The sequence below is a fragment of the Nonomuraea roseola genome (assembly GCF_039535395.1).
GTDB classification, from domain to species: domain Bacteria; phylum Actinomycetota; class Actinomycetes; order Streptosporangiales; family Streptosporangiaceae; genus Nonomuraea; species Nonomuraea roseola.
This window is the reverse complement of record NZ_BAAAXC010000009.1, coordinates 264,651-277,030: the sequence shown is the minus strand read 5'-3', so window position 1 is coordinate 277,030 and position 12,380 is coordinate 264,651. Positions and strand designations below refer to the sequence as shown.

Below are 12,380 nucleotides of genomic sequence, written 5' to 3'. Positions count from 1 at the left end.
CGGTCTGGGCGGGGTGCCGGGTCAGCCCAGCTGTTGGGCGTTCAGGCCGGTGAGGCGTTCGTAGGCGGGGCTTTGGTCGAGGTAGATGACCTGGATGTCGATGGGGAGGGCCGTCCCTGGGTCGACGCTGTGTCCGCCGCCCTCGGGAGAGCCGAGCAGGACGGCGCCGTCGGTGCCGTTGCGGAGGATCTCGCCCCAGAAGGTGTCGATGAAGGTCTTGGACAGTGAGCTGCCCTCCGGCAGGCCACCGAAGCCCACGGCCCATTTCATGACGCGGGTTTCCTCGGCGTGCATCGTGAGCCGGTAGGAGTAGAGGTGCCCCGAGCCTTCCGCCCAGCTGCCTCGCAGTTCCTGGTCGACGCGCAGGTTCCCCACGAAGCGGGACGCCAGCGCGGACTGGGCCTGGTCGTTCCAGGAGCCGTTCGGACTCCCGGCCATGGGGACCCTCTGAAGGTTCGCGATCGAGGTCCCCCGGTCCACCGGCAATGAGTGCCCCTGCTGGTCGGCGGCCGAGAAGAGCGCGTTGTCCTCGACCGTGTTGTTGACGACGGCGCTCACCCCGTCACCGCTGTGGTCGAACCCGTACTCGGAGAAGTCGTTGACGTACGCGCCCATCGGAATGGCCAGGATCTTGTCGCCACGGCCCGGGGTCTGACCCGCGTTGAAGTTCGAGGCCCGGTAGAGACAGAAGTTCCCTTCAGGGCACGCCTCGGCCCCCTGGCCGTAGATCAGCTTCGGTTCCTTGTTGTCGCTCATTGCGCTCCCCTACCGTTGACGGCTGACGCGGCTGTCCCCTGGAAGGGGTCGAACCGCGCCTGACAGGCGGCGCAAGCGGCCGCCAGCCGTGGTGTTCTGTAGAGATCGTCTACGTGGAGAGATACTCCTACCAGCGGAAACGCGGCTCGAACCACAACCCAGATCAGCTTTTTGGCTGCCATAGACCGTTCCGCGAGTGCGTGTCACAACCTGCCCGGTTGACGCCGCGGACCGGCTGTGGATCGTGGACGGCACCCTGCTCCCGGTGTCTGACCGCACCATCGGCGCTTCCAGCCGCGACTTCCGTTTCCCGCAGGGGGTCGTGGCGACCATCCGACCGGAGCCGGGCAACGAGGCCCTCCCTGGCCCTGCTTGTCTCTACTTTTCAACGCCGCCCGAGCAGGGAAAGCGCCCCAGCGCCGACGCCCGCGATGCCGGCTGTCAGCATTCGATGACGTTGACGGCCAGGCCGCCGCGTGAGGTCTCCTTGTACTTGTCGAGCATGTCGCGCCCGGTGTCGCGCATCGTCTTGATGGCCTTGTCCAGCGACACGAAATGCTGGCCGTCGCCGCGCATCGCGATACGGGCCGCCGCGATCGCCTTGATCGAGGCCACCGCGTTGCGCTCGATGCACGGGATCTGCACCAGCCCGCCGATCGGGTCGCAGGTCAGGCCGAGGTTGTGCTCGATGCCGATCTCCGCGGCGTTCTCCACCTGCGCGGGCGTGCCGCCCAGCACCTCCGTCAGCCCGGCCGCGGCCATCGAGCAGGCCGAGCCGACCTCGCCCTGACAGCCGACCTCGGCACCGGAGATGGAGGCGTTCTCCTTGAACAGCACGCCGATCGCCGCGGCGGTGAGCAGGAAACGCACCACGCCGTCGTCGTCGAAGCCGGGCACGAACTTGGCGCAGTAGGTCATGACGGCCGGGATGATGCCGGCCGCGCCGTTGGTGGGCGCGGTGACGATCCGGCCGCCCGCGGCGTTCTCCTCGTTGACGGCCAGGGCGTACAGGCCGACCCAGTCCATCGCGTGCAGCGGGTCACGCTCGGCCGACTCGGCCTGCAGCTTGCGGTGCAGCTGGTGGGCGCGGCGCTTGACGCGCAGCCCGCCGGGCAGCACGCCCTCCTTGCCGATGCCGCGCCGCACGCACTCCGACATCACCCGCCACAAGGTCAGGATCTGCTCGCGGATCTCCTGCTCGGTGCGGCCGAAGGCCTTCTCGTTCTCCAGCATCAGCCCCGAGATCGACAGGCCGGTGTTGGAGCAGTGCTTGAGCAGCTCCTCGGCGCTGGTGAACGGGTGCGGCAGCACGGTGTCGTCCGGCTTGATGCGGTCGGCCCCTGTGGCGTTCTCGTCGACGACGAAACCGCCGCCGACGGAGAAGTAGACCTTCTCGCGCAGCTTGTGCCCGGAGTCGGAGAAGGCGGTGAAGCGCATGCCGTTGGGGTGTTCGGGCAGCGAGATCTTCCGCTCGAAGATCAGGTCCTCGCCGACGACGAACGGGATCTCGTGCTCGCCGAACAGCTTGATGCGTCCGGCCTCGCGCATCTGGGCCAGGCGGGCGTCGACGGTGTCGACGTCGACGAGTTCGGGCTTCTCGCCCGACAGGCCGAGCAGCACGGCCTTGTCGCTGCCGTGGCCCTTGCCGGTCAGGCCGAGCGAGCCGTACAGGATGGCCTCGACGCGAGCGGTCGGCTCCAGCAGCCCGTCGGCCTGCAGGCCGCGGGCGAACTTGTGCGCGGCGGCCATCGGGCCGCCGGTGTGGGAGCTCGACGGGCCGATACCGATCTTGAACAGGTCGAAGACGCCGATGCTCATCGCAGGTGTTCCGTCGCCGCGTCGAGCAGCCATGCGGCGAGGTAGGCGGCGAAGGAGGAGCGGACGAGCACGAGAAACCCGTCCTGCTGGGGAAGCAGCACGACCTGGGTGCGCGCCAGCGTGGTCTGCGCGCACCGGCCGGGCCCGAAGACGCTCGGGTGCAGGTCGAGGGCGCACCCGTGGGCCAGCACGTCGCGCGCCCGCGGCCCGGCGACCAGCAGCGTGGTGCGCTGGGCGGACACCTCCACCACCGACCCGTGCCCGTCGGCCACGGCCTTGCGCAGGAGCTCGTACCTGAACCCCTCGGGACCGATCACCAGCCACTCGTCGGGGCCGAGCCAGGCCACGGTCAGCTCGCCCGAGCGCACGGCGGTGCCGGGCTCGGTGGGTAGCGGCGCGCCCAGGACGCCCGCGACCTCGTCCGCGGCCCGGCTCGCCGGGTCCACGCGCACGTTGACCTGGGTGAGGAAGGGAAGCTCCGCGAGGCGGAGCGCTCCGCTCGCCGAGGCGGCCTCGAACCGGCCGGCGAAGGCGGCGGCCGGGCTCCTGCGTTCAGCCATCGCGGCGTGCTCCTTCCGGGTCGTACAGGACATGGGAGGTGACGGTGACGGGGACGAGCACCCCGCCGACAGGCGCGTAGAGCCGCTCGCCCGCGCGGCCCTGCCCGCCGCTGACCAGGGCGAGCGCGAACGTGCGGCCGAGGGCGGCGCTGCGGTAGCTGGAGGTCACGTGGCCGAGCGTGGGCACCGGCGGCTCGGGCAGTTCGGCGCCGGCCACCAGGTGCGCGCCCTCGGGCAGCAGGAACGCCGGGTCCTCGGGCAGCAACCCCACGAGCTGCTTGCGGTCGGCCCTGGCGGTGTCGGCGCGCGCGAAGGAGCGCTTGCCGACGAAGTCGGGCTTCTTCTTCGACACCACCCAGGCCATGCCCAGGTCCTGTGGGGTGACCGTGCCGTCGGTGTCCTGCCCGACGATCGGGTACCCCTTCTCTGCGCGAAGGACGTGCATGGTCTCGGTCCCGTACGGTGTGACGAGCCCGGTGTCCATGATCGCGGTCCACAGACGGAGGCCGTCCCACGAGGTCACGTTGATCTCGTAGGCCAGCTCGCCGGAGAAGCTGATCCTGCACACCCGCGCGGGAAGGCCCGCGACCTCGGCCTCCCTCCAGGTCATGAAGGGGAAGTCGGCGGCGCTCACCGCCAGGTCGGGGGTGAGCCCGGCCAGCACCTCACGCGAGCCTGGCCCGACCAGCGCGACGGTGGCCCACTGCTCGGTGACCGACGTGCAGTGCACGCGCAGCGTGGGCCACTCGGTCTGCAGCCACTCCTCCATCCAGTCGAGGACGGCCGCCGCGTTGCCGGTCGTCGTGGTGACCAGGAAGTGGTCCTCGGACAGCCTGATGACGGTGCCGTCGTCGAAGACCATCCCGTCGGGCCTGCACATCACGCCGTAGCGGATCGCGCCGACGGCCAGCGAGCTCATCAGGTTGGTGTAGAGCCTGTCGAGGAGCTCGGCCGCGTCGGGGCCGATCACGTCGATCTTGCCGAGCGTGGAGGCGTCCATGGCCGCGACGCCCTCGCGGGCGGCCGCGCACTCACGCAGGACGGCCGCCTCCATGTCCTCGCCCTCGCGCGGGTAGTACCACGGGCGCTTCCACTGCCCGACGTTCTCGAACAGCGCGCCGTTGGCGACGTGCCACTCGTGCAGCGCGGTCACCCTGACCGGGTCGTGCAGGCCGCCGCGGTCCCTGCCCGCCAGGGCGGCGAAGCTCACCGGCGCGTACGGCGCGCGGAAGGTGGTGCTGCCGAGCTCGCCCACGGAGGCGCCGAGGGCGTGGGCCACGACGGCCGTGGTGAGCAGGCCCGAGGTCTTGCCCTGGTCGTGGGCGGTGCCGGCGGTCGTGTAGCGCTTGATGTGCTCGACGGAGCGCAGGCCCGCTCCCGTCGCCCTCAGGACGTCGGCCACCGTGACGTCTCGCTGCGGGTCGACGAAGTGGGCGCCGTAGTCTGTCGCGGGAACCAGCCAGAAGGCCGTGCCAGGTGCCGTCGGCGTCTCCGTGGTGGCACGTGGCGGGGCGTACCGCTCGTTCACGGCCGTGCCGAGCGCCGCCTCCAGCGCGCGGTGGCCCGCTTCGGCGCCGTCGGCCAGGCAGGCGGTCAGCGTGAACACGCCCTTCGCCGCACCCGCCGCCTCGACGGCCTGGCGGGAGGCGACGGGCACGATCGTGCCGAGCGCCTCGTCGTAGCGGAGCGTGCCGCCCGACTGGCTGAACAGGTGCACGACCGGGTTCCAGCCGCCCGACACGAGCAGGAGGTCGGCGGCGAGCTCGCGCTCCCCCACCGCGACCTCGGCCTCGGGCCGGAGCCGGCCGACCAGGACAGAGGAGACCTGCCCGTCACCCTGCGCGGCGGTCACCACGTGTCCGGTCAGCACCTCGATGCCGCGCTCGCGCGCGCCGGCCGCGCATGCCGCTCCGGGCGCGGGCCTGACGTCGACGATGGCGGCGATCTCGGCGCCCGCGTCGGCGAGGTCGAGCGCGGCGGCGTAGGCGCTGTCGTTGGCGGTGAAGACCACGGCGCGCTCGCCCGGCAGCACGCCGTACCTGTTGGCGTAGGCGCGGGCCGAGCCGGCCAGCATCACGCCGGGCAGGTCGTTGCCGGCGAAGGCGATCGACCGCTCGTGCGCGCCGGTGGCCAGTACGACGCGCTTGGCGCGGATCCGCCAGACACGTTCGCGAGCCACGTCGGCGGGCGCGGCGGCCCCCCGGTGGTTGGTTCGCCGCTCGACGGCGACGACGTAGTTGTCGTCGTAGTAGCCGATCACGGTGGTCCTGCGTAGCACCCTCACCTCGGGCAGGCCGTCCAGCAGGGCGGTGGTCGCCGCGGCCCACTCGGCGCCGGGGATCACCTCCTGCGGCCCCAGCACGTCGTCGGGCTCGGACTCCGTGATGGTCTCGCGGGTGCCGAGCAGACTGCCGCCCGGCTCTGAGCGCTCGTCGGCGAGGATCACCCGCGCGCCCGTGCCGGCCGCCGCCCGCGCGGCGGCCAGGCCCGCGGGACCCGCGCCGACGACCAGGACGTCGCAGTGCGCGTGGACGGCGTCGTAGCGGGCGGGGTCGGGCTCGGTGGCCAGCCTGCCCTGTCCTGGAAGGCCGGCGGCGACCAGTCCTTCGTACAGCTCGACGGTGGTGGCGGGCAGCATCGGCTCGGGGAAGGGCGCCTCGATCTGCACGACCGCGCTCGGCTCCTCCCCTCCTGCCGAGACGATCCCGCGGGGACGGCCGAGCTTGACGCTGGTCGCGACCTGGCGCACGCCGTTGGCCAGCAGCGCCGAGGCGAGGGTGTCGCCGGGGTGGCCGGTGTACTCGATGCCGTCGAAGGTGAACCGCAGCGTGGTGCCGCGGTCGATCCGCCCGCCGTTCTCGCGCCTCATGAGGTCACCGGCCTTGCTTCGCCCACCCGGTAGACCGCGTGGATCTCGTTGGTCGCGGTGTCGCGCACGGCGTTGAACCAGCGGCGGCAGCCCGCGGAGTGGCTCCAGCGCTCGGCGAAGCGACCCTTGGGGTTGTCCCTGAAGAAAAGGTAGCGGGCCCACTCCTCGTCGGACAGCGCCGACGGGTCGTCCGGATAGGCGACGTGCGCCTGCCCGCCGTAATGAAACTCGGCCTCTTCGCGTGGGCCGCACCATGGGCATGGGATCAGCAACATCGTGAGGTCCTCAGTGCGCGACCGCGGCGGCGCCGTGCTCGTCGACGAGCGCCCCGGTGGTGAATCGGTCAAGGGAGAAGGGGGCGTTGAGCGGATGCGGTTCGTCGTTGGCCACCGTGTGGGCGAAGCACCAGCCCACTCCGGGGGTCGCCTTGAAGCCGCCGGTGCCCCAGCCGCAGTTGAGATACAGGTTCTCCACCGGGGTCAGGCCGACGATCGGCGAGGCGTCCGGCGAGACGTCCACGACTCCGCCCCAGGTCCGCAGCACGTGGGCGCGGGCGAAGACGGGGAACAGCTCGAGCGCGGCGGCCATCTGCCGTTCGATGATGTGGAAGGCGCCGCGCTGGCGGTAGGAGTTGGCCGCGTCGATGCCCGCGCCCATGACCAGCTCGCCCTTGTGCGCCTGGCTGACGTAGACGTGCACGGCGTTGGACATGACGACCGTCGGATGCACCGGTTCCAGCAGCTCGGAGACCAGTGCCTGGAGCGGGTGGCTCTGGATCGGCAGGTCGATGCCCGCGGTGGCGGCCACGACCGAGGTGTGCCCCGCCGCGCACAGCGCGACCCTGCCCGCCGCGATCGTCCCGCGCGTGGTCTCCACGCCGGTCACCCTGCCGTCGCGCACCTGGAGACCGGTGACCTCGCAGTGCTCGATGAACTCGACGCCGAGCGCCGCGGCCGCCCTGGCCAGGCCCCATGCCACGTGGTCGTGCTTGGCGATGCCCGCCCTGGGCTGGAAGGTGGCGCCCAGCACCGGGTAGCGCACGTCTGGCGAGATGTTGACGATCGGGCAGACCTCCTTCACCTGCTCGGGGTCGAGCCACTCGGCGTCGACGCCGTTGAGGTTGTTGGCGTGCACCCGCCGTACGCTGTCGCGCACGTCCTGGAGGCTGTGGGCGAGGTTGAGCACGCCGCGCTGGCTGAACAGCAGCGGGTAGTCGAGCTCCTCCTCCAGCCCCTCCCACAGCTTGAGCGCGTGCTCGTAGATCCCCGCGCTCTCGTCCCACAGGTAGTTGGACCTGATGATCGTGGTGTTGCGGGCCATGTTGCCGCCGGCCAGCCACCCCCGCTCCAGGACCGCGACATTGGTGATGCCGTGGTTCTTGGCCAGGTAGTAGGCGGTGGCCAGGCCGTGTCCGCCGCCGCCGACGATCACGACGTCGTAGGAGGACTTCGGCTCGGCGGCGGTCCACAGCCGGTCAGGGTGCTCGGGCAGGTCGGCGCCGGGTGTGCGCGGGCTCATCGGGCCTCTCCGTAGAGCGGGTGCTTGCCGGCCAGGGCCTCGACCCTGCCGCGCAGGAACGAGAGGTCGGCTCGCGGCGACAGCGCGGTGGCGATGATGTCGGCCACCTCGGTGAAGTCGGCGGCGCCGAAGCCGCGGGTGGCGAGGGCGGGGGTGCCGATGCGCAGCCCGGAGGTGACCATGGGGGGGCCGTGGGTCGAACGGCACGGCGTTGCGGTTCACCGTGATGCCGGCCTCGTGCAGCCGGTCCTCGGCCTGCCTGCCGTCCAGCTCGGACTCGCGCAGGTCGACCAGGACGAGGTGCACGTCGGTGCCGCCGGTCAGCACCCGCACGCCCGAGGCGACCGCGTCGGGGGCCAGCAGGCGCTCGGCGAGGATGCGCGCCCCTTCCAGCGTGCGCCGCTGCCGGTCGCGGAACGCCTCCTCGGAGGCGATCTTGAAGGCGACGGCTTTGGCCGCGATGACGTGCTCCAGCGGGCCGCCCTGCTGCCCGGGGAAGACCGCCGAGTTGATCTTCTTGCTGAGCTCCTCGGTGGACAGGATGACCCCGCCCCTCGGGCCGCCGAGCGTCTTGTGCGTGGTGGTGGTGACGACGTGCGCGTGGGGCACGGGCGAGGGGTGCAGGCCCGCGGCCACCAGTCCGGCGAAGTGCGCCATGTCGACCATGAGGTAGGCACCCACCTCGTCGGCGATGCGCCGGAAGGCCGCGAAGTCCAGCTGACGGGGGTAGGCCGACCACCCGGCGATGATGAGCCTGGGCCGGTGCTCGCGGGCCAGGCGCCCGACCTCCTCCATGTCCACCAGACCATCGCTCTCGCGCACGTGGTAGGCGGCCACCTTGTACAGGCGTCCGGAGAAGTTGATGCGCATGCCGTGGGTGAGATGGCCGCCGTGGGCCAGGTCGAGCCCGAGGATGGTGTCGCCCGGCTCGATCAGCGCGGCCATCACGGCGGCGTTGGCCTGGGCGCCCGAGTGCGGCTGCACGTTGGCCGCCTCGGCGCCGAACAGCGCCTTCACCCTGTCGATGGCCAGCTGCTCGATCACGTCGACGTGCTCGCAGCCGCCGTAGTAGCGCCTGCCGGGGTAGCCCTCGGCGTACTTGTTGGTGAGGACGGAGCCCTGGGCCGCCATGACGGCGGCAGGGGCGAAGTTCTCCGAGGCGATCATCTCCAGCGTCGAGCGCTGCCGGGCGAGCTCGTCGCCGATGGCGGCGTGCACTTCCGGGTCCACCACGTCCAGCGGGGTGTCGATCATCTGGGGTCCTTTCTAACCGCGCAGGCGCTGCATCGCCGGGTCGAACAGGGGTTCCTCGGCGACCACGGCCCCGACCCTGCGGTCGAAGTAGCCGATGTCCACCGGTTGGCCGGGGGTCGCGAGCGCGGCCGGCAGCCACGCGTAGGCGATGCCCCTTCCGATCGTGTATCCGTAGGCGGCGCTGGTGACGTAGCCGACGGCGCGCTCGCCGTCGTAGACCGGCTCCCTGCCCATGACCACCTCGTCGGTGAGCAGGCAGGTGAGCCTGCGCTTCACCGACTCCTTGCGGGCGAGCAGGGCGTCGCGGCCGACGAAGTCGCCCTTGTCCAGCTTCACGGCGAAGCCGAGGCCCGCCTCGTAGGGGTCATGCTCGTAGGTCATGTCGGTGCCGAAGGAGCGGTAGCCCTTCTCCAGGCGCAGGCTGGTGAAGGCGCCCCTGCCGCCGGCGAGGACGCCGTGGTCCTGGCCCGCCTCCCACAGGGTGTCCCAGAGCTTGAGGCCCATGTCGGCGGTGGTGTAGATCTCCCAGCCCAGCTCGCCGACGTAGGACAGGCGCAGCATCGTGACGGGCACGTTGCCGATGTAGGCGCGGGTGCCGCGGAAGTAGCGCAGGGCGGTCAGGTCGGTGGTGGTGAGCGGCTGGACCAGGTCGCGGGCGCGCGGGCCCCAGACGCCGACGCAGCAGGTGCCGGCGGTGAGGTCGCGCACCTGCACCGAGCCGTCGCGGGGGCGGTGCCGGTCGAACCAGTCGAGGTCGAGGTTGCCGTTCGCGCCGACCTGGAACTCCTCGGGACCGAGGCGGGCGACGGTGACGTCGCTGCGGATGCCTCCGTCGGTGTCGAGCAGGAGGCAGTACGTCACGGAGCCGACCGACTTGTCCACGTCGCCTGTCGTGAGGGACTGCAGGAGGGCGACGGCGCCGGGGCCGCTGACCTCCAGGCGCTTGAGCGCGGTCATGTCGTACATCGCGACGGACTCGCGGGTGGCCTGGGCTTCGGCGCCGACGATCGGGGACCAGTACTGTGCGGCCCAGTCGCCCGGAGTGGGGATGTCCCTTCCCTTGAGCAGCCCCGCGTTGCCGCCGTACCACTGAGGCCGCTCCCATCCCGCGGCCTCGAGGAAGATCGCGCCGAGCTCCTGCTGGCGTGGGTGGAAGGGGGTGGTGCGCAACGGCCTGGGCTCCTCCATGGGCTGGAGGGGGTGGATGATGTCGTAGACCTCGACGTAGTTCTGGCAGCCCCTGGCACGCACGTAGTCGGGGGCGAGCTGGTGCGGCTCGAACCTGTTGACGTCGCACTCGTGCAGGTCGAAGGAGGAGCAGTGGCCGTCGACCAGCCACTCGGCCATCGCCAGGCCGACGCCCGCCGAGTGGGTGACCCAGACCGCCTCGGCCACCCAGAACCCCTTGACCTGGGGTGACTCCCCCATCAGGGGCAGGTGGTCGGTGGTGAAGGAGAACAGCCCGTTGATACCCTCCTCGACCTTGGCCGACCGGGTCGAGGGAAGCAGCTCCTGGGTCGCCGACCACGCGTCGGCGAAGTCGTCGGGGGTGAAGGTGAGCACCGAGGGCATCACCTCGGCGGCGTCGACCGACAGGATGTCGTCGGCGCTGATCGGCATCGGCCGGTGGCCGTAGTAGCCGATGCCCAGGGTGTCGAAGCGCTCGCGGTAGTAGAGATCGGCGTCCTGGTGGCGCAGGATGGGCCTGGTGGCCTCCTCGGTCTGTCCCGCCAGCTCCTGCACCTGCCCTGTCCAGGCGAGCTGGTGGGCCAGCGGCGTGAGGGGAAGGTTCATGCCCACCATGCGGGCGACCTTCGGCCCCCAGATGCCGGCGCAGCAGACGACGATGTCGGCGGCGATCTCGCCCTGGTCGGTCACCACCGAGGTGACCCTGCCGCCCTCGCTCCTGATGTCCAGGACCTCATGCCTGGGCAGCACCCGCACTCCGCGCTCCCGCGCCCTGGCGAGCTGCGCGTCGACCGCCCTGACCGCCTTGGCGAGGCCGTCCGTGGGGAGGAACAGGCCGCCGAGCACCTTGGATCCGTCGAGGAGGGAGTGCTTGGCCACGCACTCCTCGGGCGAGAGCAGGTGCGCCTCGATCCCCCACGCGGCCGCCCAGCCGTGCCTGCGGTGCAGTTCGGCCAGCCGTTCGGGGGTGGTGGCCACCTCGAGGCCGCCCACCTGGAGGAAGCTGTCAAGGGCGACGAACTTCTCGACCGTGTAGCGGGCCATCTCGGTCATGGTCTTCGAGCCGTTGGTCTGAAACACCAGACCGGGGGCGTGGGAGGAGGAGCCGCCGGTGGCGGGTACGTCTCCCTGGTCGACCACGGTGACCTCGGTCCAGCCGCGGGCGGACAACTCGTCGGCCAGGGCCGCGCCGACCACGCCCGCCCCGATGATGACGACGCTCGGGCCCGTCATTAGCCACCTCCGTTGTTGCGACATATGCAACCAAAAGCGTTTTCCGCAACAAGCGTCGCTCGCTGCCTTCCGGGTGTCAATAGGTGTTCTGTCTTATTCCGTACGGCTTTGCGGCGCTTTAGAACGTTCCAACCGCCATCAAGCGCCGGCCCGATCGCAGGCAGGTGCGATCGGGCCGGGGGTGCGTCAGCTCGCGGGCGGCAGCCAGGGCTTGATCTTGGCGGGGTTGTCGGCCACCCACTTGGCGGCGGCCTCCTCCGCCGTCATCTTGTCCTCGGCGATGTACTTCGCCACGAGGTTCTGGTCGTCGTTCGTCCAGGTGAAGTTCTTGACCAGCGTGTACGCGGGACTGCCGGAGTCGGCGAACTTCTTGCTCACGATCTTGTCGAGATCGTAGGGCGGGTAGTCGCACGCCACCTTGGCCGCGTCCGCGTCGCAGCCTTCGGTGTAGGCGGGCAGATCGACCTTGACCAGCTTGAGCTCCGACAGGAACCACTGCGGCTCGTAGAAGTAGCCGAGGACGGGCTTCTGCTGCTTCTCCGACTGGCGGAAGGCGGTGATGAGCGCGGCCTCGCTGCCTGCGTAGACCACCTTGTAGTCGAGCTTGAGGTTCTTCACCAGGGCCGCGTCGTTGGTGACGAACGAGGGATCGCCGTCGAGCAGCTGTCCCTTGCCCTCGGACTCTGAGGTCTTGAACAGTGAGGCGTACTTGTTGAGGTTGTTCCAGTCGGTGATGTCGGGATACTTCTTGGCCATCCACGGCGCCACGTACCAGCCGATGACGCCCTTGTTGCCGGTCAGGCCGGCCGACACCGCCACCTTCTGATCCTCGATGTACTTCTTCTTGAGGTCGTCGTGGGCCCAGTTCTCCACGATCGCGTCGACCTCGCCGGTGGCGAAGCCCTGCCACGCCACCTCCTCCTTGAGGTCCTTCTTCACCACCTTGCAGCCGAGGTTCTTCTCCGCCACGTGCGCGATGACGGCCGCGTTCGCCTCGTATCCCACCCACGGGTTGATGGCCAGGTTGAACGTCCCGCAGTTCTTCCCCTCGCCCCCTGCCGCAGGCTGCTGGGCCTCCCCGACCTTCGCTCCTCCGCACGCGGTGAGCAGGAGACCGGTGCCGGTCACGAGCACGATCGCCCTGACCCTTCCACTCCTTGACAACGCCACCTGGTCCTCCTGAG

Annotated in this window: 8 protein-coding genes and 1 pseudogene; all 9 read right to left on the bottom strand. The window is 70.6% G+C overall.

Going from position 1 to position 12,380, the window contains the following annotated elements; translation table 11 throughout:
- Window positions 1-21: 21 nt before the first annotated feature.
- Window positions 22-756, bottom strand: a complete 735-nt coding sequence (locus ABFX55_RS10665; protein WP_346120006.1) for a hypothetical protein — start codon at window positions 754-756, stop codon at window positions 22-24.
- Window positions 757-1,197: 441 nt separating this feature from the next.
- Entirely contained in the window at window positions 1,198-2,574 is a 1,377-nt protein-coding gene (locus ABFX55_RS10660; protein ID WP_346120004.1) for an L-serine ammonia-lyase, read from the bottom strand.
- Window positions 2,571-3,134, bottom strand: a complete 564-nt coding sequence (locus tag ABFX55_RS10655; RefSeq protein ID WP_346120002.1) for a sarcosine oxidase subunit gamma — start codon at window positions 3,132-3,134, stop codon at window positions 2,571-2,573. Before ABFX55_RS10655 ends, ABFX55_RS10660 begins: the two co-directional genes overlap by 4 nt.
- Window positions 3,127-6,003, bottom strand: a complete 2,877-nt coding sequence (locus ABFX55_RS10650) for a 2Fe-2S iron-sulfur cluster-binding protein (RefSeq protein ID WP_346120000.1) — start codon at window positions 6,001-6,003, stop codon at window positions 3,127-3,129. The genes ABFX55_RS10655 and ABFX55_RS10650 overlap by 8 nt, the downstream gene beginning before the upstream one ends.
- Window positions 6,000-6,278 (bottom strand): sarcosine oxidase subunit delta, encoded by a 279-nt coding sequence (locus tag ABFX55_RS10645; protein WP_183642107.1) that lies wholly within the window; start codon window positions 6,276-6,278, stop codon window positions 6,000-6,002. Before ABFX55_RS10645 ends, ABFX55_RS10650 begins: the two co-directional genes overlap by 4 nt.
- 10 nt (window positions 6,279-6,288) lie before the next feature.
- The gene (locus ABFX55_RS10640) at window positions 6,289-7,521 is read right to left on the bottom strand and encodes a sarcosine oxidase subunit beta family protein (RefSeq protein ID WP_346119998.1); all 1,233 of its coding nucleotides are present in this window, start codon (window positions 7,519-7,521) and stop codon (window positions 6,289-6,291) included.
- A pseudogene (gene glyA / locus ABFX55_RS10635) lies at window positions 7,518-8,775 on the bottom strand (serine hydroxymethyltransferase). The gene ABFX55_RS10640 and the pseudogene glyA overlap by 4 nt, the downstream one beginning before the upstream one ends.
- 12 nt (window positions 8,776-8,787) lie before the next feature.
- Window positions 8,788-11,196: a GcvT family protein gene (locus tag ABFX55_RS10630; protein ID WP_346119996.1), complete on the bottom strand. Its 2,409-nt coding sequence runs from the start codon at window positions 11,194-11,196 to the stop codon at window positions 8,788-8,790.
- A gap of 186 nt (window positions 11,197-11,382) precedes the next feature.
- Window positions 11,383-12,366, bottom strand: a complete 984-nt coding sequence (locus ABFX55_RS10625; RefSeq protein WP_346119995.1) for an ABC transporter substrate-binding protein — start codon at window positions 12,364-12,366, stop codon at window positions 11,383-11,385.
- Window positions 12,367-12,380: the final 14 nt, after the last annotated feature.